The organism is Faecalibacterium sp. DFI.5.82 (assembly GCF_029076575.1).
Lineage (GTDB): Bacteria > Bacillota > Clostridia > Oscillospirales > Ruminococcaceae > Faecalibacterium > Faecalibacterium duncaniae.
Genome location: NZ_JARFIS010000010.1, coordinates 17,401 through 41,057 on the forward strand (window position 1 = coordinate 17,401; position 23,657 = coordinate 41,057).

At 60.4% G+C, this 23,657-nt stretch carries 28 protein-coding genes; 10 read left to right on the top strand and 18 right to left on the bottom strand.

Annotation, left to right across the window (positions count from 1 at the left end; all coding sequences use genetic code 11):
- Positions 1-120 precede the first annotated feature (120 nt).
- Positions 121-1,410 (top strand): O-acetylhomoserine aminocarboxypropyltransferase/cysteine synthase family protein, encoded by a 1,290-nt coding sequence (locus P0G09_RS11910; protein ID WP_005934580.1) that lies wholly within the window; start codon positions 121-123, stop codon positions 1,408-1,410.
- A gap of 120 nt (positions 1,411-1,530) precedes the next feature.
- Here P0G09_RS11910 and P0G09_RS11915 read toward each other — a convergent pair whose 3' ends face one another.
- Positions 1,531-2,457 (bottom strand): alpha/beta fold hydrolase, encoded by a 927-nt coding sequence (locus P0G09_RS11915; RefSeq protein ID WP_275252775.1) that lies wholly within the window; start codon positions 2,455-2,457, stop codon positions 1,531-1,533.
- Positions 2,458-2,478: 21 nt separating this feature from the next.
- Positions 2,479-2,736, bottom strand: a complete 258-nt coding sequence (locus P0G09_RS11920) for an AbrB/MazE/SpoVT family DNA-binding domain-containing protein (RefSeq protein WP_005934583.1) — start codon at positions 2,734-2,736, stop codon at positions 2,479-2,481.
- Between the two features lie 303 nt (positions 2,737-3,039).
- Between P0G09_RS11920 and gltX the strand changes: the two genes are divergently transcribed.
- From gltX to P0G09_RS11940, 4 genes are all read left to right on the top strand, one after another.
- Positions 3,040-4,509, top strand: coding sequence for a glutamate--tRNA ligase (gene gltX / locus P0G09_RS11925; protein ID WP_097773209.1), 1,470 nt, complete (start codon positions 3,040-3,042; stop codon positions 4,507-4,509).
- Between the two features lie 120 nt (positions 4,510-4,629).
- The gene (locus P0G09_RS11930) at positions 4,630-6,912 is read left to right on the top strand and encodes a SpoIIE family protein phosphatase (RefSeq protein ID WP_275252776.1); all 2,283 of its coding nucleotides are present in this window, start codon (positions 4,630-4,632) and stop codon (positions 6,910-6,912) included.
- A 55-nt stretch (positions 6,913-6,967) separates the two neighbouring features.
- Positions 6,968-7,909 (top strand): pectinesterase family protein, encoded by a 942-nt coding sequence (locus P0G09_RS11935; RefSeq protein ID WP_275252777.1) that lies wholly within the window; start codon positions 6,968-6,970, stop codon positions 7,907-7,909.
- Between the two features lie 24 nt (positions 7,910-7,933).
- Complete coding sequence (locus tag P0G09_RS11940) at positions 7,934-8,089, top strand: hypothetical protein (protein WP_166444380.1); 156 nt, start codon at positions 7,934-7,936, stop codon at positions 8,087-8,089.
- 49 nt (positions 8,090-8,138) lie between these two features.
- Here P0G09_RS11940 and P0G09_RS11945 read toward each other — a convergent pair whose 3' ends face one another.
- Entirely contained in the window at positions 8,139-9,650 is a 1,512-nt protein-coding gene (locus P0G09_RS11945) for a HAMP domain-containing sensor histidine kinase (protein ID WP_275252778.1), read from the bottom strand.
- 18 nt (positions 9,651-9,668) lie between these two features.
- Positions 9,669-10,355 (bottom strand): response regulator transcription factor, encoded by a 687-nt coding sequence (locus P0G09_RS11950; protein WP_035394613.1) that lies wholly within the window; start codon positions 10,353-10,355, stop codon positions 9,669-9,671.
- Positions 10,356-10,594: 239 nt separating this feature from the next.
- On the opposite strand from P0G09_RS11950, the gene P0G09_RS11955 reads away from it, so the two are divergent.
- The 5 genes from P0G09_RS11955 to P0G09_RS11975 all read left to right on the top strand — a co-directional run bounded on the left by P0G09_RS11955 (position 10,595) and on the right by P0G09_RS11975 (position 15,889).
- Complete coding sequence (locus tag P0G09_RS11955) at positions 10,595-11,908, top strand: SMP-30/gluconolactonase/LRE family protein (RefSeq protein ID WP_275252780.1); 1,314 nt, start codon at positions 10,595-10,597, stop codon at positions 11,906-11,908.
- Between the two features lie 141 nt (positions 11,909-12,049).
- Positions 12,050-12,610, top strand: coding sequence for a TIGR01440 family protein (locus tag P0G09_RS11960; RefSeq protein ID WP_156066657.1), 561 nt, complete (start codon positions 12,050-12,052; stop codon positions 12,608-12,610).
- A 6-nt stretch (positions 12,611-12,616) separates the two neighbouring features.
- Complete coding sequence (locus tag P0G09_RS11965) at positions 12,617-13,336, top strand: YggS family pyridoxal phosphate-dependent enzyme (protein WP_275252781.1); 720 nt, start codon at positions 12,617-12,619, stop codon at positions 13,334-13,336.
- 164 nt (positions 13,337-13,500) lie between these two features.
- Positions 13,501-15,291: an ABC transporter ATP-binding protein gene (locus tag P0G09_RS11970; RefSeq protein ID WP_275252782.1), complete on the top strand. Its 1,791-nt coding sequence runs from the start codon at positions 13,501-13,503 to the stop codon at positions 15,289-15,291.
- A 13-nt stretch (positions 15,292-15,304) separates the two neighbouring features.
- A complete protein-coding gene (locus P0G09_RS11975) occupies positions 15,305-15,889 on the top strand; it encodes a sugar O-acetyltransferase (RefSeq protein WP_098924203.1) in 585 nt (194 codons plus the stop codon).
- Between the two features lie 68 nt (positions 15,890-15,957).
- Here the strand turns inward: P0G09_RS11975 and P0G09_RS11980 are convergent, their stop codons facing one another.
- From P0G09_RS11980 to P0G09_RS12045, 14 genes are all read right to left on the bottom strand, one after another.
- Positions 15,958-16,401, bottom strand: a complete 444-nt coding sequence (locus P0G09_RS11980; RefSeq protein WP_275252783.1) for a DUF6773 family protein — start codon at positions 16,399-16,401, stop codon at positions 15,958-15,960.
- A gap of 3 nt (positions 16,402-16,404) precedes the next feature.
- Complete coding sequence (locus tag P0G09_RS11985) at positions 16,405-16,602, bottom strand: helix-turn-helix transcriptional regulator (protein WP_005934630.1); 198 nt, start codon at positions 16,600-16,602, stop codon at positions 16,405-16,407.
- Between the two features lie 177 nt (positions 16,603-16,779).
- Positions 16,780-16,965 (bottom strand): hypothetical protein, encoded by a 186-nt coding sequence (locus P0G09_RS11990; protein WP_097773200.1) that lies wholly within the window; start codon positions 16,963-16,965, stop codon positions 16,780-16,782.
- The gene (locus P0G09_RS11995) at positions 16,958-17,485 is read right to left on the bottom strand and encodes a hypothetical protein (protein WP_275252784.1); all 528 of its coding nucleotides are present in this window, start codon (positions 17,483-17,485) and stop codon (positions 16,958-16,960) included. Before P0G09_RS11995 ends, P0G09_RS11990 begins: the two co-directional genes overlap by 8 nt.
- Position 17,486: 1 nt before the next feature.
- Positions 17,487-18,437 carry an ROK family glucokinase gene (locus tag P0G09_RS12000; RefSeq protein ID WP_156058694.1) on the bottom strand — a complete coding sequence of 317 codons (951 nt, stop codon included), beginning with the start codon at positions 18,435-18,437 and terminating at the stop codon, positions 17,487-17,489.
- A 185-nt stretch (positions 18,438-18,622) separates the two neighbouring features.
- Positions 18,623-19,432: a twin-arginine translocase subunit TatC gene (gene tatC / locus P0G09_RS12005; RefSeq protein ID WP_005934641.1), complete on the bottom strand. Its 810-nt coding sequence runs from the start codon at positions 19,430-19,432 to the stop codon at positions 18,623-18,625.
- Between the two features lie 3 nt (positions 19,433-19,435).
- A complete protein-coding gene (gene tatA, locus P0G09_RS12010; RefSeq protein WP_097771347.1) occupies positions 19,436-19,642 on the bottom strand; it encodes a twin-arginine translocase TatA/TatE family subunit in 207 nt (68 codons plus the stop codon).
- Positions 19,643-19,736: 94 nt separating this feature from the next.
- A complete protein-coding gene (locus tag P0G09_RS12015; RefSeq protein ID WP_275252785.1) occupies positions 19,737-20,267 on the bottom strand; it encodes a twin-arginine translocase TatA/TatE family subunit in 531 nt (176 codons plus the stop codon).
- A 223-nt stretch (positions 20,268-20,490) separates the two neighbouring features.
- The gene (locus P0G09_RS12020; protein ID WP_275252786.1) at positions 20,491-21,375 is read right to left on the bottom strand and encodes a fumarylacetoacetate hydrolase family protein; all 885 of its coding nucleotides are present in this window, start codon (positions 21,373-21,375) and stop codon (positions 20,491-20,493) included.
- A 15-nt stretch (positions 21,376-21,390) separates the two neighbouring features.
- The gene (locus P0G09_RS12025; RefSeq protein WP_005934650.1) at positions 21,391-21,942 is read right to left on the bottom strand and encodes a DJ-1 family glyoxalase III; all 552 of its coding nucleotides are present in this window, start codon (positions 21,940-21,942) and stop codon (positions 21,391-21,393) included.
- A gap of 72 nt (positions 21,943-22,014) precedes the next feature.
- Positions 22,015-22,314 (bottom strand): YerC/YecD family TrpR-related protein, encoded by a 300-nt coding sequence (locus P0G09_RS12030; protein WP_005934651.1) that lies wholly within the window; start codon positions 22,312-22,314, stop codon positions 22,015-22,017.
- A gap of 103 nt (positions 22,315-22,417) precedes the next feature.
- Entirely contained in the window at positions 22,418-22,909 is a 492-nt protein-coding gene (locus P0G09_RS12035; protein ID WP_005934652.1) for a GNAT family N-acetyltransferase, read from the bottom strand.
- Positions 22,910-22,917: 8 nt separating this feature from the next.
- Complete coding sequence (locus tag P0G09_RS12040; RefSeq protein WP_275252787.1) at positions 22,918-23,310, bottom strand: nitroreductase family protein; 393 nt, start codon at positions 23,308-23,310, stop codon at positions 22,918-22,920.
- A gap of 137 nt (positions 23,311-23,447) precedes the next feature.
- Positions 23,448-23,630: a hypothetical protein gene (locus P0G09_RS12045; protein WP_005934654.1), complete on the bottom strand. Its 183-nt coding sequence runs from the start codon at positions 23,628-23,630 to the stop codon at positions 23,448-23,450.
- Positions 23,631-23,657: the final 27 nt, after the last annotated feature.

Genomic DNA, 23,657 nt, shown 5'->3' on the forward strand with positions numbered 1-23,657 from the left:
GGCAAAGCTGCCAAAGCGCTAAACCCGAATTTTTGCCCGGTGCACTGAAATGGTGTCAGTGACCGGGATTTTTTATGCGTCAGAATTATACTTTAAGTACAGATAGAGAGGCTAATTACTATGTCTAACTATAAATTTGAGACCCTGCAGCTTCACGTTGGCCAGGAGCAGGCCGATCCCGCAACCGATTCCCGCGCCGTGCCCATCTACCAGACCACTTCCTATGTGTTCCGCAACAGCCAGCACGCCGCTGACCGTTTCGGTCTGGCCGATGCGGGCAACATCTACGGCCGCCTAACCAACTCCACGCAGGATGTGTTCGAGAAGCGCATCGCTGCTCTGGAGGGCGGCGTGGCTGCTCTGGCCACTGCTTCCGGCGCTGCCGCCATCACCTACACCATCGAGGCGCTGGCACAGGCCGGTGACCACATCGTGGCACAAAAGACCATCTACGGCGGCAGCTACAACCTGCTGGAGCACACCCTGACCCAGTTCGGCGTGACCACCACCTTTGTCAACGCTCACGATCTGGCCGAGGTGGAGAACGCCATCCAGCCCAACACCAAGGCCGTCTATCTGGAGACGCTGGGCAACCCCAACAGCGATATCCCCGACATTGATGCCATCGCCGCCATTGCCCACAAGCACGGCCTGCCGCTGGTCATCGACAACACCTTCGGCACCCCGTACCTGATCCGCCCCATTGAGCACGGCGCAGACATCGTGGTTCACTCTGCCACCAAGTTCATCGGCGGCCATGGCACCACCCTGGGCGGCATCATCGTGGACAGCGGCAAGTTTGACTGGAAGGCCAGCGGCAAGTTCGGCAATATCGCCGATCCCAACCCCAGCTACCACGGTGTTTCCTTCGCCGATGCCGCAGGCCCTGCCGCCTTCGTCACCTACATCCGCGCCATCCTGCTGCGCGATACCGGTGCCACCATCTCCCCGTTCAATGCATTCCTGCTGCTGCAGGGCACCGAGACCCTGAGCCTGCGCATCGAGCGCCATGTGGAGAACACCAAGAAGGTGGTCGAATTCCTGGCAAACCACCCCCAGGTGGAGAAGGTCAACCACCCCTCTCTGCCCGATCACCCGGATCACGCCCTGTACGAGAAGTATTTCCCCAACGGCGGCGCATCCATCTTCACCTTCAACATCAAGGGTGGCCGCGAGGAAGCCTTCAAGTTCATTGACAACCTGAAGATCTTCTCCCTGCTGGCAAACGTTGCGGACGTAAAGAGCCTGGTCATCCACCCGGCCTCCACCACCCACAGCCAGCTGAACGATCAGGAGCTGGCCGAGCAGCAGATCTATCAGAACACCATCCGCCTGTCCATCGGCACCGAGCACATCGATGACATCATTGCCGATCTGGAGGCAGGCTTCGCAGCCGTCCGCGGCGAGTAACGCTCCTATCCCCCATGCTCTGACAAAAACTCTCCTCCATTCTTCTTTTTGATCGTGTGTGCAAAGAACCGCCGCCCGGAAATTTCCGGGCGGCGGTTCTGTTTTTGCGTGTTCGTGTTTTTACAGTCGGCGTTCCAGCCAGTCACCAATGTCAGCAAAGACCTCTTCGCGGTTCAGCTCCACCAGCAGCTCATGCCGGGCGCTGGGGTACAGCTTGACCTCGATGTTCTTCACACCGGCATCCAGCAGGCTCTTGACCGCCCGCTTCACACCTGCGCCCTGTTCGCCCACCGGGTCGGCATCGCCTGCCAGGAACAGCAGGGGCAGATTCTTGGGCACCCGGGCCAGAAGAGCCGGGTCGTACAGCCGCAGGATGCCGCTGAACATGCTGTAATAGGCGTTCAGGGTAAAGATAAAGGTACAGCGCTCGTCGGCGCGGTAGCGGTCCACCTCCACCGGGTCACGGTTGAGCCAGTCGTGGGCCGTGCGGCCCTCCAGCCCCTTGTTGTACCCCAGAAACGAAAGTCTGGCCACCAGTTTGCTGCGGTAGTGCCAGCCATGGAACACGGCCAGCACCCGGCAGATGGTCCTGGCCAGCTGCACCAGCGCTTTGGGCTGGTAGCCGGTGCCCATGATGATGGCACCGTCCAGCTCATCGCCCCACTCACAGAGGTACTGCCGCGCGTAGAACGAGCCCATGCTGTGGCCCAGCAGGAAATAGGGCACGCCGGGATACAGCTGCTTTGTCAGGGTCGTCACGGCGTGCAGATCCTCCAGCACGGCGCGGTTGCCGTCGGGTTCGCCGAAGTAGCCGTAATCCTCTTTGGTGCGGATGGACCCGCCGTGGCCCAGGTGGTCGTTGCCGGTGACAAGGATGCCCCGGGCGGCCAGATTCTCGGCCAGCGGCTTATAGCGGTCGATGAACTCCACCATCCCGTGGGAGAGCTGCAGCACCGCCCGCACCTCTCCCTCCGGCACACAGCGGAACGCGTGGAGCGTCCGCCCCGGCTGGCAGGACGGCAGGGTAAAGTCGATCATCTGGCTCATGGGCTGCCCTCCTTCTCCGCATTATTTTTTCATGTTGCCGATCTTCTTGCGGCAGGAGGTGCAGATGCAGTAGCCTGCATACTGGATTGCGTTGTCGTCTACCTCGCCGCAGAAATCGCAGCTGCCGGTGGGGCGGTATTTTTTGAGGATGATCTCATCGCCCTCCACAAAGATCTCCAGCTTGGCATCGTTGTCCAGCTTCATGCTGGTGCGCAGCTCCTTGGGCAGGACGATACGGCCCAGGCCGTCAACGCCGCGGACGATTCCGGTACTCTTCATAGTTTTTTCTTCTCCTTTATCATTTACACCTCAGACAGCCATTTTCCCCTTCTCTCCCGGCCCTGATCTCTCCTTCAGAGCCTTCAAAGGAAAATTGTGCCATCTCTCCCACTCAGTATACAAAATTTCCAATCATTCGTCAATGATTGCGTGCAGTTTCGACAAAAAGATTTTTCTTTTGCTTCCAAACGCCCATTCTGCCAAATCTGCGGCCGATTCGTTGACAAAACAGCGCACAGCGATTAAACTAAAAGGTAGCTATCCGCAATTTTTTGCCTGTAAATATAAAAGGAGCGTTTTTCTATGCCGAGCAATAAAGTCCGCACCCGTTTTGCCCCCTCGCCCACCGGCTACATGCATGTTGGCAACCTGCGCACCGCGCTGTACACCTACCTGATGGCCAAGCACGAGGATGGCACCTTCATCCTGCGCATTGAGGACACCGACCAGGGCCGTTACGTTGAGGGCGCTGTGGATGTCATCTACAACACCCTGCGGGAGACCGGCCTGCTGTGGGACGAGGGCCCGGACATCGGCGGCCCTGTGGGCCCCTACGTTCAGAGCGAGCGGATGGGCATGTTCAAGCAGTATGCCGAGCAGCTGGTGGCAGAGGGCAAGGCCTACTACTGCTTCTGCACCGAGGAGCGGCTGGAGGCACTGCACGCCGAACAGCGCGCCAACGGTGAGATGACCCACTACGACGGCTGCTGCCGCGACCTGCCCGAGGAGGAGGTCAAGCAGCGTCTGGCCGCAGGTGAGCCCTACGTCATCCGCCAGAAGATCCCCAAGGAGGGCGTGACCGGCTTTGACGATGTGGTCTACGGCCACATCGAGGTCGAGAACAGCGAGATGGACGACCAGATCCTCATCAAGACCGACGGAATGCCCACCTACAACTTTGCCAACGTTGTGGACGACCACCTGATGGGCATCACCCATGTCATCCGCGGCAGCGAGTATCTGTCCTCCACCCCCAAGTACAACCTGCTGTATCAGGCCTTTGGCTGGGAGATCCCCACCTATATCCACTGCCCGCCCGTGATGAAGGACGCGCAGAACAAGCTGTCCAAGCGCAACGGTGATGCCAGCTATCAGGATCTGGTGGCCAAGGGCTACCTGAGCGAGGCCGTGATGAACTACATCTGCCTGCTGGGCTGGAGCCCCAAGGGCGAATACGCCGAGCAGGAGATCTTCAGCCTGGAAGAGCTCATCAAGATCTGGAGCCCGGACGGCATCTCCAAGTCCCCCGCCATCTTCGACCCCCTCAAGCTGCGGGCCATCAACGCGGAGTATATCCGCCGCCTGAGCCCCGAGGAGTTCCAGAAGAAGGCCGAGCCCTGGATCGATCAGGCTGTGCACACCCCCATCGACAAGAAGCTGCTCTGCGCCAACCTGCAGCCCCGCTGTGAGGTGCTGGGCGAGATCCCCGAGCAGCTGGACTTCTTTGACGCAATGCCCGACTACGATGTGAGCCTGTACGCCAACAAGAAGCAGAAGACCACCCCGGAGACCGCCCGGGAGGCACTGGAAGCCCTGCTGCCCCTGCTGAGCGACGAGAGCCTGGACTTCTCTGACCGCGACACCGTGTTCAACGCCTGCAAGGCCAAGGCCGAAGAGCTGGGCAAGAAGAACGGCTGGCTGCTCTACCCGCTGGGCATTGCCCTTTCCGGCAAGCAGCGCACCCCCGGCGGCGGCACCGACCTTGCCTGCATGATGGGCCGCGAGACGACCCTTGCCCGTGTCAAGGCTGCCATTGAGAAGCTGAACGGGTAATTTTTTGCCGCTTCCCCGCATGGCCCCATAAAACGCCGCGCGCCCGCGCTACAGTATATGCAAAGGGCGCGGGAAACAGAACATTGCAAAAGATCCCCGCCGGAAAGCGGGGATTTTTTCATGCCGGAAACCACAAAACTCCACCCGAAGCAGCCTGTTGCCGCCGCGTTGGCCTCCCGGGCGGCGGTACGCCCGGCCCTGCGGCAGGGCGGGGCCTTTGCGCTGGGGCTTGCCGGGGGCTGGGCCGTTCTCTACGGGGCCCTGCTCCCCTTTGGGCTGGGGCTGACATTGGGCCTGCCTGCGGACTGCTTTGCCGCCTGCGCAGCCGGAGCTGCGCTGAGCATCCTGTTCCACGGGTTCGGGGCATTTTCGCTGGACAGCCTCTGCCTGCTCTGCGCCGTGGGGGCGGCCGTGGCCGCCCGATGGCTCTGGCCCGGCAGGCTCCGCCCGGCATTTCTGGCCGGGTGCGGGGCGCTGGTGCTGGGAGGTGCCTGCTTTGCACTGGGGCCCGGCGGGGCAGGCTTCACGCTGGTATTCTTCTGCGGGGCAGATGCCCTGCTGGCGGGTGGCTTCGGCTATGCGCTGCAGCGCTTCCCGCCCGAAAAACCCGGCTTTGGCACCCTGCTGGCCGCTTCTGCCGTGGCGGCGGCGCTGGGCGGGCTGCGCTTCGGCTCCCTCTGCCTTGGGGTAGCGGCCTGTGCTATGGTGGATGCCGCCCTCTGCTGCCGTGGGCAGGAAAAGCCCGCGCTGGCCTTTGCTGCTTTCACCGGGGCCGCGCTCTGCGCCGCAGACCCTTCCCTTGCCCCGGCAGCGGTGGGGCTTTGCTGCGGCACGGCAGCAGCGGTCCTGCTGGCCCCCGGGCGGCGGGCTGAGACCCTTGCCGCCTGTGCGGGCGGGTGTGTGCTGGGGGTGCTCTGTGTTCCCGCCCCCGGCACGGCTCTGCCCCTGCTCCTCAGCGCCGGGCTGGGCCTTGCGGCCCCCGCCTTTTTCCCAAAACATTGGCTGACACCGGTGCCGGAAGCCCCCGCGCCGCCCGAGGAGCCGCCCCGGCTTTCTGCTGCCGCCACCCGGCTGGAAGCAGTGGCCGAGAGCCTTTCCTCGCTGGCCGAGACGGTGAACGCTGTGTACGATGCGTTTCCCCGTCGGTGCGACACCTTCCGCTGGGTCATTGACAACACCCACGACAGCCTGTGCTTCAACTGCGGGCGGCGGGAGACCTGCTGGAAGCAGGAATACACTGCCACGCTGGAGGGGATGAACGCCCTGCGGCCCATTCTGGAACAGCAGGGCCATCTGCAGACCAGCGACCTACCCGGCCAGCTGTCCAGATGCATCCACCCGGCGGCGCTCTGCGCGGCGGCAAACCGCTCCTTTGCGCTCTACCGGAGCCGGAAGGAGGCCCATGTCCACGCCGAGGCCATGCGCACCGCCCTGACCGAACAATACAGCGCCATGGCCGATGCCCTGAGCGTGCTCAGTGAGCAGCTGGGCCGCCCCGGAAACCCGGAGCCCTACAAATCCGGGCGGGTGGCCGCGTTTTTTGCCAGCCTGGGCACGCCGCCGCTGGAATGCGCTGTCACGCTGGACGACCTGGGCCGGGCACGGGCGGCGGTCACCCTGCCCCGCACCCGCTTCTCCTCCCCCGAGCTGGCCGCGCTGGCGCAGGAGACCGGGCGCATCTGCCGCCGGGACTTCGACCCGCCGCAGGTGCTCTCCTGCAAAGGGATGACCACCCTGCTCTTCTGCGAAAAGCCCGCCCTCCGGGCCGTGTTCGGAAGCGCAGGCACGGCGGCAAAGGGCACTGTCTCCGGGGATGCGGTCCAGCAGTTCTGCAGCCCGGCCGCTGCCCAGATGATCCTGTGTGACGGCATGGGCACAGGCCGCCCGGCCGCCGTGGACGGCAGCCTTGCCGCCGAGCTCACTGCCCGCCTGCTGAAAGCCGGTTTCACCGCTGAGCTGGCAGCGCGGCTGGTCAATGTGGCGCTGACCCTGAAAAGCGATGAGGAGAGCGGGGCCACCCTCGACCTGATCAGCGTGGACCTTTACACCGGCACGGCACGGATCTTCAAGGCCGGGGCCGCCCCGGGCTTTCTGGTGCACGGGGGCCGCGCCCGTCCGGTGGGCGATATCAGCCTGCCCATCGGCATTCTGGGCGGCGTGAACGGCCAGAGCCGGGTGGTGCATCTTGCTGCCGGGGACTATGCCGTACTGGTCTCGGACGGTCTGCTGGTGGACGGTCCCGGCTGGGTGGCCAAGCAGCTGGAACTCTCCGCTGCTGCAGGCGACCCGCCCGAGAAGGTGGCCCGGATCCTTGTGGAGACCGCCCGCGCCCGCGCCGAACAGACCGGCCGACCCGATGATATCACCGCCGCCGTGCTCCGGTTAGAGCCCTGCGGACATTGAAAATTTCACAAAAGGGGCATATAATAGCCTTATCTTTTACAAGGGAGGACTGCCCATGTTAAAACTCACCGTTTCCCAGGATGGCAGCGGCGATTTTGCCAGCATCTCGGAGGCCGTGCTGGCGGTGCCCTACGAGCTGGAAGCAGAGATCTGCATCGGCCCCGGCATCTACCGGGAAAAGCTGGTCTGTGAAAAACGGGCGCTCACCCTGCGGGGCGCGGGAGCTGATGCTACCACCCTGATCTTTGGGGACGGCGGCAAGCTGCCCCACCCGGATGGGCGGCCCACCCACACCTTCCGCAGCTACACCGCTTTTTTCAGCGGCGGCAGCGTAACGGTGGAGGATCTGACCATTGCCAACGATGCCGGTCCGGGCAGTGCCGTGGGGCAGGCCATTGCTGCCTATGTGGATGCCGAAAAGGCCGTGTTCCGCCGGGTAAGGCTGCTGGGCAACCAGGACACGCTCTTCTGCGCGCCCCTGCCCGAGGCTGAACGGGAGAAGGACGGTTTTCTGGGCCCCCGCAAGTTTGCGCCCCGCCGCCCCTCGGCGCAGTATTACCAGAGCTGTGAGATCGCGGGGGACATCGACTTCATCTTTGGCGGGGCCGATGTCCTGTTTGAGCAGTGCATCCTGCGCACGGTAGACAACCACCTTCCCCACAGCTACATCACCGCCCCTTCGGGCAGTGCCAACGGGCTGGGCTTCGTGTTCTGGGACTGCGATTTCGTCTCCGACTGCCCCGCCGGAACGGTCTATCTGGGCAGGCCCTGGCGGCCCACCGGCAAGACTGCCGTACTGGACTGCCGCCTTGGAGCCCACATTGCGCCGGAGGGCTTTTCCGGCTGGAATGACCGCACGGACACCTGCCTTGCCCGCTTTGCCGAGACCGGAAGCAGCGGCCCGGGGGCTCGCCAGCGCCCGGACTGGGTCGCAGCGCCCTCTGCCGCCGATGCCGCCGCCCTGCTGGCCCGGGCGCGGAAGCTCTGCCGCCCCTGAGATCAAAAACAAAGGAATACGAATATGAAAAAACTCCCCAACGCCGTAAAATGGCTCATTATCGTGGTGGTGCTGGCCCTGATGGGCTGGATGCTGGTCAAGGTGAACGACCGCGCCTCCCGCGTGAAGATGCCGGAACCGGACAACAGTCTGGGCATTTACCGGAAAGCAGATGCTTAAAAAGAGCGACCCTCTCCGTCATTCCGAAACAATGACGGAGAGGGCCGCTTTATTTGGTATCCGTTGCAATGAACCAGAAGGTCGTGCCTTTGCCCAGCGTACTCTGCACGCCGAAGCGGAAGCCGTGCTGCTGGAAGATGGCCTTGGTGATGGAAAGCCCCAGGCCGGTGCCCTGCTTGCCCGCATCGGAGCGGGAGCGGTAATACCGGTCAAAGATATAGGGCAGATCCTCGGCACAGATGCCGGGGCCGTGGTCCTCGATCTCCACCCGGACCCCCTCGGGCACCTTAGAGGCCCGCAGGAGGAAGATGCCGTCCCCGCCGATGTGGTGCATGGCGTTGCCCAGCAGGTTGTGGAGGGCGCGCTGCATCATGTTGGGGTCGGCATAGACAGGCAGCTCTTCCTCCGGCAGTTCCAGCTTGAGCTGCCAGCCATTTTGGGCACAGACCGCGTCATAGCGCTCACTGACCTCATCGCAGAGCTGGCCCATATCAAAATGGACCTTCTCGCACTTTTCCGCGCCGCTGGTCACCTTGCTCAGCTCCATGACGCTGGAGACCAGCGCCGTCAGCCGGTCGGCCTCATCCACGATGATGTTCATCTGCTCGTCCCGGTGGGCCTTGTCATCGCCGGTGATGTCCCGCACCGTCTCCGCATAGCCCTTGATGAGGGTCAGCGGAGTGCGCAGGTCGTGGGAGACATTCGCCAGCAGGTCACGCTGCATCTGAGCCGCGTGCTGGACTTCCTTGGCCATGTGGTTGAACTCCTGCGCCAAGTCGCCCAGTTCGTCCCGGCGGTTGGTCTCCACCTGAACGGCATAATCGCCCTGTGCCACCTGCCGGGCCGCGCCCGAAAGCTGGCGCAGGGGCTTGGTGAACCACTCGCTGAACAGCCACGCCGCGCTCATGGAAAAGGCAAAGATCAGCGCCGCCGCCAGCGGCAGCACCGTGCTCATCACCTCGCCGGCCTCCGAGACATGCATCAGGCTTGTGGTCACCAGCACGGTATAGCTGCCGTCGGAGGTCGTTCTGCCCACCATCAGCTCCACCGTGCCCGAGGGCGTGGGCGGATTGATCTTCCGCACGCAGCTGCCGGTCTCGCGGCAGAGCTGGCGCATGGCGCGGGCGGTGCTGTAAGAGGGCAGCTCGCTGTTTTCATCGGTGGGCCGGGTGCGGTGAAGGTTGCAGTAGGAGAGATTCTCCACCTTGAAGATCTGCCGCAGCGTGACATCGGAGATATCCACGCAGAAGCTGCTCATGCCGCCGTTTTCGTAGATCTCGCTGCCGAGCTGGTTGAAGAACTGGCTGTTGACATAGAGCTGACTGCCGAACCCCCAATAAGAGAGGGTCTGGCCGTCGGCAATGGCATCGTCCAGCTTCTGCACGATGGCATCCGCCTGTTCGGTCAGCTGCTTCTGGATATGGGTGGTGTACAGGGGCTCCAGCAGCTGGGTGCACAAAAACCAGAACAGCACCAGCAGCAGCAGGCAGATGAAGCAGAGGAACCACATCAGCTGCCCGCGGATGCCCACGGTACGCCGCTTTTTTTCGGGTTGCCGCATCAACCGCAAACCTCCTGTTTAACGCGCTGCATCCGGGTCGAACTTATAGCCGATGCCCCATACGGTGGCAATATAGCCCCGGCATTTGCCCAGATGGCCGCGCAGCATCTTGACATGGGTATCCACAGTGCGGTCCTCGCCAAAATAGTCGTAGTTCCACACCTTCTGCAGGATCTTCTCCCGGCTCAGGGCAATGCCCTTGTTGGAGGCCAGGAACACCAGCAGGTCAAACTCCTTGGGGGTCAGGCTCACATCCTCGCCCGCCACCCGCACGGTGTGGCTGGCCGTGTCGATGGTCAGTTCGCCGAAGGTCATGGTGCCGTCCGATGCCTCGGAGCGGGGCATGGTGCGGTTGAGCACCGCCTTGACACGGGCCACCAACTCCCGCGGGGAGAAAGGCTTGACCACATAGTCATCCGCGCCGCCTTCCAGACCGGCCAGCTTGTCATATTCCTCGCCGCGCGCGGTCAGGATGATCACCGGCGTGTTGATGTGGCGGGCGCGCATCTCGCGCAGGCAGGTCATGCCGTCCATAAAGGGCATCATCACATCCAGGATCACCAGATCAAAGCCGCCGCCGCTCAGCAGCGAAAGGGCGGCAGAGCCGTCGCCCGCTTCCTCGCAGACATAGCCTGCATATTGTAAATGCTCCCGGATCAGTTCCCGGATGCGGGGTTCATCATCAACGATCAGTATCTTTGCCATCTGAGGTTTCCTCCTCGTTATCAAAATAGCTCCAGTTTCTAGGGGTATCATAATATAATTATTGGAAAATTTTGTGAAGTTTAAGTGAATGGTTTGGAAAACCGCCGCCCCATTTCTTTTAGTATACCACAAAAGCCCCGCAAGAAACAGCAGGAGCCTGCCGCCGGCTTGCTTCTCTGCTATAAAGTGTGCTATACTGATTTGATAAAAACAACCATCAGAACAAAGGAAATCTGCCTATGCGCATCGGATTCGTTGAACTGCTTCTCATCCTGCTCATCGCGTCACTGACCATCGGGCCCAGTGCGGCCCTGTGGGTAGACCGCTGGCTTCGCCGCGCCAACCGGGCCAGCGCCGCCGCTGCCCGCCGCCGGGCCGTGCAGGAGGCCCAGCGTGCCGCCGAGCGGGAGGAAGTGCTCCAGAGGTTCCAGAAATTGAGCATCGTGTTTACGCTGGCCGTGGTTGCGGCGCTGGTCTGGGCGCTGGTGCTCCGGCCCATTGAGGCCCCGCCCAAAGCCTACACCGCCCCGGATCACCGGCAGGCCTCCGGCGCGGCGCAGGCAGAGCTTTCCACCGACCGCAGGGAGATCTGGGATCTGGGCGGGTATCAGGGTGTGGACTGCATCCGCACCCGGGATGGCCTTGTCTATGCGACGGCGTGGAACGGCTCCTCCCTGAAAAAACGCACCAGCGATCTGGTGCGCACCGACGGCGGCAACGCTGCGGTCATCCTGAGCGTAGAGGGCGAGCTGACCGGCTTTGCGTTCGATGCTGCGGGAGACCTGTGGCTCACAGTTCTCACCCCTGCCGGGGGCACCCTCTGTCGCGCCCGGCACGACAGCTGGGGCGCTTCGGTAGTGCAGGTGGTCACGCAGATCGACGGGGCCCCGCTGGGGGCCCTTTCTGCCGTAGAGGTCGGTGCGGACGGCAAGGTCTACTTTGCCGTGGTCGGGCAGGAGAGCGCGGAACAGGGGCTGGAAATTGCCCTGCGCACCGAGCTGCTGGCCCACACCGGAACAGGTGCGGTATACGTTTATGATCCCGCTGCCCGCACCGTGGAGCAGGTGGTGGGCGGCATTGCCGGAGCGTCCGGCCTTGCGCTGGACGAGCGCACCCAGACCCTCTACATCTCCGACCTCGGCAGCCGCTGCATCTGGAGCGTTGCGGCCTCTGCCCGCGGCCTGACTGCAGGGGGCAAGGGCTGTCAGAGCAGCTTCAGCGGGCTGCCGGGCTATCCCGGCGCGCTGGCGCTGGATGAGGACAGCACCCTCTACATCAGCTACCGCTGGGCCAGCTCCAGCTGGCTGGAACGCCATGCAAGCAGCACCTTCCTGCGCGGCGTGGCTCTGCGGCTGAGCGAATCGATGCAGGAGAACCTGTTCTCCCTGCCCGCCGACGGCATCCGCGCCGAGGCCGTTTCCACCGCCAGCGGAAGCTGGCTGTGGAGCTTTTCCGGCAAGCCTCAGGGCAGCAGCTCTGCCCTCTGCCCGGTGGAGAACCGGGTGTATTTTGGCATTGCGGGAGAAAAAGCGCTTTATTCTGTACGGGTCTGAACCGCTCCGTCACGCTTCGCGTGCCAGCTCCCCTGCCAGGGGAGCTCTTGGCATCCCGGAAAAATTGTTGTAAACGCTTGGGCCCAATCGAACACAGAACATCGGGTCATCGCGGCAACCGATCGATACGAGGTAATTGATATGACAGACGCATTCAAACAGCAGATCCAGGCGGAAGCCCGGCAGGCAGTGGAAGAGCTGCTGGAACAGGCAAAGCTGAAAAAAGGCGACGTGTTCGTGGTGGGCTGCTCGTCCAGCGAGATCGTGGGCGGGCACATCGGCAAGGACAGCAGTCTGGAGGCCGCACAGGCCGTGTATGCAGGCATTGCACCGGTGCTGGCTCAGCGCGGCATCTGGCTGGCGGCACAGTGCTGTGAGCACCTGAACCGGGCCATTATCATTGAGCGGGAAGCCGCCGAACAATACGGCTGGGAGGAAGTGTGTGTCGTGCCCCGGCCCCATGCGGGCGGCAGCTGGGCCACCACCTGCTGGAAGCAGTGCAAAGATCCCATTGCTGTGGAGGAGATCCGCGCCCACGCCGGTATCGACATTGGCGGCACCCTGATCGGGATGCACCTGCGCCGGGTGGCCGTGCCGGTGCGGCTGAGCCTGAACCGGATCGGTGAAGCAAACATTCTCTGCGCCCGCACCCGTCCGAAGCTCATTGGCGGAGAGCGCGCAAAATATACCGAGGAGGACTGATGCCTTATGGCAGAAAAAACACCGGAAGAGATGCGGGAGGCCGTGCTGGCCATCCGTGAAAAGATGGCCGCCGCTGCCCGGGAGGCAGGCCGCGACCCTGCCGAGGTCCAGCTGTGCGCCGCCTGCAAGACCCGCACCGCTGAAACCGTGGCCGCAAGTGCCGCCCTGCCCATTGACGTGTTTGGCGAAAACCATGTGCAGGAGCTCTGCGCAAACTTTGACGCAGGCGCTTACTGCGGCAAGCCCAGCCATTTCATCGGGCACCTGCAGACCAACAAGATCAAAAAAGTCCTGGGCCGGGCCAGCCTGATCCAGAGCGTGGGCAGTGAACACCTTCTGACCGCCATCGAGAAGGAAGCCGCCAAGGCGGGCATCGTGCAGAACGTCCTGCTGGAGGTGAACATCGGCGGGGAGGAGAGCAAGAGCGGCGTTTCGCCAGAAGCGCTCTGGCCCCTGCTGGATGCCGCTGCCGCGCAGGAGCACATCCGGGTCAAGGGCCTGATGGCCATTCCCCCGGTCAATGATGACGATGCACAAAACCGCCGGTATCTCGCCGCCGTCCATGACCTGTTCGTAAAGGCCGGGGAGCGCGGCTATTCCAACGTGGAGATGCAGACCCTCTCCATGGGCATGAGCGGCGATTACGAGAACGCCATCCGCGAAGGCGCAACGCTGGTGCGCATTGGCACCGCGGTCTACGGCGAACGGGATTATAGGAAAAGATAAAATTGCTCGCCCTCTCAGTCTCGCTTCGCTCGCCAGCTCTCCCAAAGGGAGAGCCCTTGGCATAAAGATGAAGCTTGCAAATCCTGCCAAAGCCTCCCACTTTGGGGGAGGTGGCATTGCGTCAGCAATGACGGAGAGGGTGAGCCCGTTAAAAAGGAGGAACCATGGCAAAGCAAAGCATCAAAGACCCCGGAGCGCATCACAACAGCAGCGGCGCGCTCATCCGCCGCTTTTTACCCTATCTGGCAAAGCACAAGGCAGTGCTCTTTCTCGACCTGTTCTGCGCCGCGCTGACCACCCTGTGTGACATCTTCCTGCCCAAGATCATGAGCACCATCACCAACTCGGCCATGGGCGTTGGCATCACCCTGACCACCGGCATCGTGCTCAAGCTGGCTGGCATCTACTTTGTGCTCCGCATCATCGACGGCGCGGCCCAGTATTTCATGTCCGGCATCGGCCACATCATGGGCGTGCACATCGAGACCGACATGCGCCGGGATGCCTTCGACCACCTGCTGCTGCTCGACCACACCTATTACAATAACACCAAGGTCGGCACCATCATGGGCCGCATCACCAACGATCTGTTCGATGTGACCGAGTTTGCCCACCACTGCCCCGAGGAATTTTTCATCGCCTTTATCAAGATCCTGGCCTCCTTCATCATCCTGTGCCAGGCCAGCATCCCGCTGACGCTGGCGGTGTTCGCCTGCGTGCCCCTGATGGGCGTGGTTTCCGTTTACCTGAACGGCCGTCTGCGTGCCCGGTTCCGGCAGCAGCGTATCCAGATCGGTGAGCTGAACGCTACCATCGAGGACAGCCTGCTGGGGCAGGGCGTGGTAAAAGCCTTTGCCGCCGAGGAGCAGGAGCGCGTCAAGTTCGAGCAGGGCAACAAGGACTTTGAGCACATCAAAACGCTGGGCTACTACGCCATGGCTGCCTTCAACACCTCCACCCGCCTGTTCGACGGCCTGATGTATCTGGTGGTCATTCTGGCGGGCGGCCTGTCGCTGGTCAACGGCAAGATCACCGCCGGTGACCTGGTGGCCTACATGCTCTATGTCACCACCCTCATCGCCACCATCCGCCGCATCGTCGAGTTCGCCGAGCAGTTCCAGCGCGGCATGACCGGCATCGAGCGCTTTGCCGAGATCATGGACACCCCCGTGCCCATCCACGATGCCCCCGATGCCCGGCCCCTGCAGCCCGGCCCCGGTGCCATCCGCTTTGACGATGTCAGCTTTGAGTACCCGGACGACCACAACAAGGTGCTCCACCATGTCAGTCTGGACATCAAGGCAGGCGAGCGGCTGGCTCTGGTCGGCCCATCCGGCGGCGGCAAGACCACCCTGTGCAACCTCATCCCCCGCTTCTACGATGTGACCAGCGGCCACATCTACATCGACGGGCAGGACATCCAGCAGGTCACCCTCAAGAGCCTGCGCGAGGACATCGGCATCGTCCAGCAGGACGTGTACCTGTTCAGCGGCTCTGTGGCGGATAACATCGCCTACGGCAAGCCCGATGCCACCCGGGAGGAGATCATCGAAGCCGCCCGTCTGGCCGGTGCAGAGCGCTTTATCATGGCCCTGAAGGACGGCTTCGACACCTATGTCGGCGAGCGCGGTGTCAAGCTCTCGGGCGGCCAGAAGCAGCGCATCGCCATTGCCCGTGTCTTCCTGAAGAACCCGCCCATCCTGATCCTGGACGAGGCCACCAGCGCACTGGACAACGAGAGCGAGATCCTTGTGGGGCAGAGCCTGGAAAAGCTGGCCCATGGCCGCACCACCCTGACCATTGCCCACCGCCTGACCACCATCAAGAACTACGACCGTATTCTTGTGCTTGGCTCCGAGGGCATTGTGGAATCCGGCACTCACGACCAGCTGCTGGCAAAGCAGGGCGTGTACTACCGCCTGTGGAACCAGCTGCCCGGTGAGGACACCTTATAACAGGAGAACGTTTATGACAGAACGTGAAAAATGGGAAGCAGGTCTCTGGTACGACGCAAACTACACCCCGGAGCTCTGTGCCGAACGAGAGAAAGCCGAGGAGCTCTACACCGAGTTCAACCAGACCCGCCCCTCTGAAAAAGCAAAGCGGGCAGAGCTTCTGCGTCAGCTGCTGCCCCACATGGAAGAACATGTGGTCATTCTGCCGCACCTGTATGTGGATTACGGCTATCACTGCTTCATCGGTGCGGGCACCTACATCAACCACGGTGCTTACCTGATGGACTGCGCAAAAATCACACTGGGCAGGCACTGCTTCATCGGCCCCAACTGCGGCATGTACACTGCCATCCACCCCATGCTGCCGGAAGAGCGCAACAGCGGCCTTGAGACCACAGCCCCCATCACACTGGGGGACAACGTCTGGCTGGGCGGTGATGTCACCATCCTGCCCGGGGTCACCATCGGCTCCAACACGGTCATCGGTGCAGGCAGCGTGGTCACAAAGGATATTCCCTCCGGCGTGGTGGCCGTGGGCAACCCCTGTAAGGTGCTGCGGCCTATCACCGAAAAAGACAGCATCCGGTATCAGAAATAATTGCAACAACAAAAAGCGGAACCGCTGAGTTTTCAACGGTTCCGCTTTTTGTTGTGGAAAATCAGGTGTTATTTTTCTTCCGGTTCATCGTCCAACTTTTTCCGGTTCTTCTTCACCAGATGTGCACAGAATTGGAGCAGTGCAAAGCAGAGCAGACCTGTCGAAACACCAGTAAACGCAGCGCCCATCCAATAGCCATAGGTCAGGCCATGAAGCACCGTAACCGCCACAGCCGCCAGCAGAGAACAAACCGCATTGGCACCCATACTGGAAGAAAGATGGCGGTCCCACAGGCCATTCCGGACGCACTCTGCAACGGTGTAAACACATCCGGCCATAAAAACGACCCCTTCTCCGGTCGCTTTATCTGCATTGCCCGTCAGCTGCTGAATCACCATTGCGGCCAGCAGACCGCCCCACATCAGCCAGAAGCCACGCCTCTCAATTTTGGACATGGTCTGCTCCTGCATCTCATCCAGAACATTTTTCTTGCTGTACAGTGAAAATTTCATTTCTCATTCCTCCCAGAACAGTTCATCCAGTGTTTTTCCCAGAATTTTGCAGATGCTGCGGCAGAGATTGATGGTGGGGTTGTACTCGCCCTTTTCGATCGCGTTGATGGTCTGGCGCGAGACCCCAGCCGCTTCTGCCAATGCCCCCTGCGTCATATCTTTTTCCGCGCGGGCAGCTTTCAGTTTCAGATTCTTCGGCATCCTGTCACCTCGTCTATTTCCTGTGAGGGTGAACTCGTTCCCTCTGGATACAGAATAACACTCACCAGACATTATGTCAAGTATAATTTACTTTTTGTCTTGTATTTTATATTTCAAAAATAGAAAAAGCCCCATACCCACACATTCAGAGTGCAGGCATGGGGCTCAACCATTTCATCAGGTCGCAGCTTTCTGCAAGTAAAACTCACTTTCTGCCACACGGGTCACAAAGTCGTATTCCAGACGGGTCGCTCTGGATGGATTGATATTGTACCTCTTACAAACTGTGCGGAAATAGGAAAAATATTCCCGATCTTCCTCATTCAGCGGTGTGACCCAGCTTCTTTCCATCGGTTCATTCATCTGCATTCACCTCGTATTCTGCAATCAATCTTTGTGCAGCATCTTCCCAGAGTACTAACCGGAATGGGTCATATCTCCCTACCGGACGTGCTCCAAATTCGTGAAGATAGTATTCCAGAAGAGTATCCGTTTTTGCTTTGAACAGTACCACGCCATCATAGCCATGATTGATAGATTCCTGTACTGCATATGCAAATAATGCCTTTGCAATTCCCTGATACTTCTTTTCCTGTCCATTCTGATGCAGAAGATTTGCATTGCTTTCCGGCTGACTTTCCAGATAGACAAGTTCTAATGCCAGAAACCGATCATCGCAGAAGTAAGACATCAAACCCAGCAATTCCTGTTCTTCTGTTTTCAGTGCAACACGATTCGGGAAATATGCAGTGTCCATCGTTTTCCAATTCGTCTGCCATCCCATGCTGGCAGTCTGCTGAAAATCCAGCTTTCCCGCCGCCACAACATGTACTGGCACTTTTGCACCATCCTGCAACCGGGTAACTTGCAGATTCAGCTTCATCTTATTCTCCCACGATGAGCCGCACAGCACCATAGATGCCGGCATCATTGCCGAGGGTAGCGGCAACGATGGGGGTCTCGCGGCAGGAACTGAAGGCATAGGTCTTGAAATGCTCCCGCAGGGGGTTGAAGAGGACATCTCCGGCACGGGCGACACCGCCGCCCACCATAAACATCTCGGGGTCGGTGGTGGAGGCAATAGAGGCCAGCGCCATGCCCAGGGTGTCGGTCATCTCGTCCACCTCACGGGCGGCCAGTGCATCGCCTGCACGGGCGGCATCAAAGACATCCTTGGCGGCAAAGTCGGTGCCGCGCAGGGTGCAGGGGGTGTCCGGGTTCTCGTCCAGCAGCTTCTTCATACAGCGGACCACGCCGGTGGCGCTGGAATACTGCTCCAGACAGCCGTGCTTGCCGCAGCCGCAGACCGCCGTCTCGTGGGGGTTGACGGTAATGTGGCCGATCTCGCCGCCTGCACCGTGTGCACCTTCGATGATCCTGCCGTTGACGATGACACCGCCGCCGACACCGGTGCCCAGCGTGACCATCACCGCGCTGCGGCAGCCCTTGGCACAGCCCATCCAGATCTCGCCCAGCGCGGCCACATCGGCATCGTTGCCCACCAGCACCTTGATGCCGTCCAGCAGGCCGGACAGCTGGATGGAGACGTTCCGCTCACCCCAGCCGCCGAGGTTGGCGCAGACAATGGGCACGATGCGGCTGTCCAGCACAGGGCCGGGCACACCGACACCCACGCCCTCCACCTGCTCGGCAGTGATGCCGTTTTCCTGCATCTTGTCCTTCACGGCCTTGGCCAGGTTCCCGAGGATGTGTTCACCTGCATTGGAGGTGTCGGTGGGCACCTCCCACTTTTCCAGCAGAGCGCCCGCCGTGGTGAACAGGCCCACCTTGGCCGTGGTGCCGCCCAGGTCGATGCCGAATGCGTACTCTTTCATATTCATTTACCCCTTCTTTGCGGCGGTCAGGCCGCCGGTTTTCTCATCGTTATCATTATAACATATCCATTTGCAAAAGACAGAGGCTGAAACAGGATTTATGCAAAAAGCCGAAAATCCGTTTCGATTTTTGGCAAAGCAAAAGGCCCTCCCGCAGTGGGAGGGCCGGAAAGCCTTGGGAGAACTTACTCCTCGTCAGAGGATTCCTCTTCGTCATCCTCATCCTCGTCGTCATCATCCGTCTTGGGCTTATAGAAAATGCCGCTGAGGAAGATGCTGATAAAGTACAGCAGGCACATGGGCACAGCCACGAAGCACTGCGACACGATATCGGGCGGGGTGATGATGGCTGCGACCAGGAAGATCAGGACAATGGCAACGCCGCGGCCCTTCTTCATGATCTCGGGGTTTGCAATGCCCATCTTGGCCAGAATGATGGTAACCAGAGGCATTTCAAACACACAGCCGAAGATGATGAACATGGTCAGGCAGAGGTTGATGTAGCTCTCGATGCTGATGGATGCCGTGATGTAATCGGTACCCTCCAGCGTGACGAGGAAGTTCAGCATGAACGGCAGGGTGACCTTGTAGGCGAACAGCACACCCACGCAGAACAGAGCCAGACCGAACAGCAGCACCAGCCGGAAGAAGAAGCTCTCGCTCCGTTTCAGGCCGGGTTTTGCAAAGGCGTAGACCTGATACAGCGCCACCGGAATGGTCACGATCACCGCAGCGATCAGGGACACCCGGAAATACTGCATCAGCTTTTCCTGCGGGGCCAGGAACACGAAGGTGTAGTTCGCATTCATTGCCATGGCCGTCAGCAGGTCGATCAGCTTATCCGAAATTGCCAGGAAACCGATCACGCCCACTACAAACACCGCCGCGCAGATGATCAGCCGGTTCCGCAGCTCTTTCAGATGTCCGGTCAGCGTCATGCTGCCGTCGTCCGACATGACTTCGGCTTTCTTTTTGCGCTTCACGTTGGTAGCCACAAATTACTCCTCGTCCTTCTTCTCAGCCTTTTCCTCGGTCTTGGTCTCGGCAGGCTTGGCATCGCCGTTCTCATCCACGTCGTCCATGCCTTCCTTAAAGTTCTTCATGGTCTTGCCGAACATCTTGCCCAGCTTCGGCAGGTTCTTGGGTCCAAAGATGACCAGAACGATGATCAGAACAATGATAAGCTCCTGAGGTCCGATTCTCATAATAATAATCTCCTTTTTACTCTTGCCGCGCCGCTCTGGCGGGCTGGATTCCAGTTTTTATCCTACAACCGCGGGCGCGGGTGTATCCATGTACTTAGACCTTTGCCTCTTCGGCAGGGGCAGCCTCCTCAGCGGGAGCAGCCTCGGCAGGGGCTTCGTTTGCAGCGGGGGCCTCCTCGGGCTTTTCCTCTGCAGCAGGCTCTTCTGCCTTTTCCTCTGCCTTCACAGGCTCAGCGACAGGCTCCTCCGCCTTGGCGGGCTCTTCGGGCAGCTCCTCCACGGGTTCCTCCAGCTCGGCCACCTCCTCGACCTCTTCGGCCTTCTTGGCTTCTTCCTTGCTGGTCTTACCAATGTTGGTAAAGCTCTTGGTGACATCCTTCATGCTGTCGTCGATGTCCTTCTTGATGTCGGTCAGGGGAGCAACGGCTTCCTTGATGGGGGCCTGGATCTCGTTCAGGGGCTCCACCACATTCTTCTGGATCTCCTCGGAAGCGGCACCGGTGTACTTCTTCAGCTCCCGCAGCATCTTGCCGAGCTTGCGGGCGTACTCGGGCAGCTTATCGGGGCCGATGACCACGAAGGCCACGATGGCCACCAGGATCAGCTCTGTAAAACCAATTTTCATAGCGTTCCAATTCCTTTCCTCTCACACAACAGGCATCCTTTGCGGCCTGCCGTGCTGTTACTGCACAGGGGATGCGGCGCGGTGTGCGCCTTTGTTGCCCTATGTATACCGGAAGTGTGTGAATTTCAAATGAACTTATTTTGAACAGTATATGAACAAGAGCAATTTCATGTTCATTTATATAACAGTTCATATACTCTGTCAAAGATATTACGTCTTGGAATCACTTGACCGGATTTGTCAGCGTACCAATACCATCGATCTCGCACCGCACCACATCTCCGGGTTTGAGGAACTGCGGCGGGTCCATGCCCATGCCCACACCCGCCGGGGTGCCGGTGGCAATGATGGTGCCCGCTTTCAGGGTCATACCCTGCGAAAGCTCGGCAATGACATGGTCGATGTCAAAGATCTGCAGGGCCGTATTGGAATCCTGCCGCTTCTCGCCGTTGACAAAGCTGCGGATGCCCAGCCTGGGCGGGTAGTCGGCAAAGGCATCTGCCGTGACGATGCAGGGCCCGATGGGGGTAAAGCCGTCCAGACTCTTGCCAAAGTACCACTGTTTGTGCGTCGTCTGCACATCCCGGGCCGAGACATCGTTCAGGATGGTGTAGCCGAAGATATAGTCCCGGGTCTGACCGGCGGGCACGTCCCTGGCATCCCTGCCCAGCACCACAGCCAGCTCACACTCATAATCCAGCTTTTTCACCAGATCGGTGTGGGCCTCGATGGGGCCGCCGTCCGGCACGGCGCGGGTCACGCGCTTGGAAAAGTAGATGGCATCCTCGTGCTTGGTGGCAAAGGCAGCGGCAGAATATTTCTCCGCCTCATCGGAGTGGGCCATATAATTGATGCCCAGACAGATGACATCCTGCGCCGGGGCCGGGATGGGGCTTTCCAGCGTGACGGCCTCCACAGGCAGAGCGGGAATGCCCGCAATGGCCAGCGACAGCCCATACCGCACCTGCGGGGTCAGAAACGGGATGGCCTCGCTCAGGGTCTCATAGCTCAGGCCCAGCCAGCTCAGCGGCCAGACCTGCCGCCCATCCTCCGATAAAATCGCCGGGTCTTCCACGCCGTCCGGCAAGCGGCAGGTAATAAAGCGCATACCGTATCCCCTTTCTCAGTGCCGATACGCAATGGCGTTCCGGATACGCTCCGCCTCTGCCTGACCGGCCAGCTGGCGCACCAGTTCCAGTGCAAAGGGGATGGCACCGCCCAGCCCATAGCTGGTGGTGATGTTGCCATCCACCACGACCTCTTCATCGTGGACGATGGCACCGGCCAGCTGATCCTGGAAGCCAGCGTGGGCGGTGGCGTTCCTGCCCTCCAGCAGGCCCAGAGAGGCCAGGATGCTGGGGGCGGCACAGATGGCGGCCACCTTCCGGCCCGCCTTTGCAAAGGCGGCACAGGTCTCGGTGACCGTCTTGTTGGCGGCAAGGTTGGGTGTGCCCGGGATCCCGCCGGGCAGAACGACCATGTCCACATCGGAATAATCCACTTCCTCGGCCAGCGCATCGGCGGTCAGGTGGATCTTATGGCTGCTCACCAGCTCCCTGCGGCCCATGGCAGAGGCCACGATGACCTCCACCTTGGCGCGGCGCAGCAGGTCTACCACCAGCAGAGCTTCGCACTCCTCGGTGCCATCGGCAAAAAATACAACTGCCTTACTCATCTTTACAGACTCCCTTCTAAAAAAGCGCACCGCAGGGCGGGTGCTCCCCTGCCCCGCGGCGCGCGGTCCGTGTTATTCTTCGGCGGGCTGTTCCGCCTTTTCTTCCAGCAGGCGGCGCAGCACACTGTCATCCTTGCTGATGACCCGGCTCACCCGGCTGATGATGGCGCTGGACGCACCAATGTTGCCCATGATGCTGGTATAGCTCTGCTTGTTGACCAGCTTTTCCGCAATGTTATACCGCTGCTCCATTGCACTGAGCTCAGCGTAGCTGCACACATCCTGCAAAAAGCGGTAGCACTCCTCAGGCGTTTTCAGTTCCAGCAATGCAGAATACAGGCCGGACTCTCCGGTGGGATGATCTTTTGCCATGGCTTGTTCCTCCCCTATCGTTCAGGTTGGGTCTGGCCCGCGCGGGGCACTTCAATACACTACTTTATTGTAGTGCAAACGCGGCAAAAAATCAACGGGAAATTTACAGCATTTTTTCCAGCGTGGTCAGCTGCATGGGAATGCCCGCCGCTTCTGCCTCGGCTGGGCCCAGCACGCGGTAGCCCTTGGTCTTGAAGAACTGCAGCACCGGCAGGCACTTGGTGTGTACCTCGCAGTACAGGCGGCCCCGGCCCTCACCCCGGGCCAGACGCTCGCAGGTGGCCAGGATATCCCGGCCCAGTGCCTTGCCCCGGTACTCGGGCTTGAGGTAGAGGTGGAGCAGGTGCAGAGCCGTATTCTCCATCTTCCAGGCAAAGTAGCCGATGGTCTTGCCGCCCAGCACCACGAGGAAATAGTTCACATCGTTGTCGATATCCGCCTCAATGGCATCGGCGCTCTGCAGCGTTTCCACCAGTGTGTCCAGCTGCTTTGCAGGGTAATAGCGCTTGTAGACCTCGTGCCAGATCTCACTGGCAAGGTCAGCGTTGGCGTGAATGTATTTGGCCTTTGCGACCAGCTTGTAATCGGGTTTCATAGTGCTCCTTATGCGTATACGATATAATCCGGCTTGCGGGGGGCGGCGGGGCGGGGTTCCTCTGCCGGGTAGCCCAGAATGCAGTGGCCCACACCGATATAGTCCCCCTCAATGCCCCACTTCTTCAGCAGGGCCTTGCCCTCTTCGGTCTCGAACTCTTCCTTTGCGCGGTTGATCCAGCAGCTGCCCAGCCCGATGGCGGCAGCAGCGTTCATCAGGTTGCCCATCACAAGGCTGCCATCCTGCACCACCACGATCTTTGCGCTCTGGCGGTTCATGGCGCTGGGGGCAAAGGTGCCTGCACGCAGAACGGCTTCCAGCTCCTCTTTCGTGATCTGCTCCGGCTTGTAGGCGCGGCAGCTGCGGCGGGTCTCAAGGGTATGTAAGGTCTCATTGGTCATAGCAATTTCCCTCCCTAAAAGTTCTGGTGTTATTGTACCATACAACGCCGTAAAGTGCAAAACAAAAAGGCGGCTGCGCCTTCCTTTTTGAAAGCGCAGCCGCCTGATTGCTCTTCGTTGGTTTGGAACGAGATGTTTTACAGCGCGGTCTTGATGTTGTGATGCGTGGAGCTGTAACGAACAACTGCTTCCATCAGGGCAACGGGCCACAGAATGACCTTACCCAGGATCTCGGCCGGCTTGACATCCACCGTATCCATGCTGTTGATGCCGAACAGAACCAGACAAGCAATGCCGCAACCCAGAATGTAATAGTACATAAGTCAAACCTCCTATATTTTTCTCAC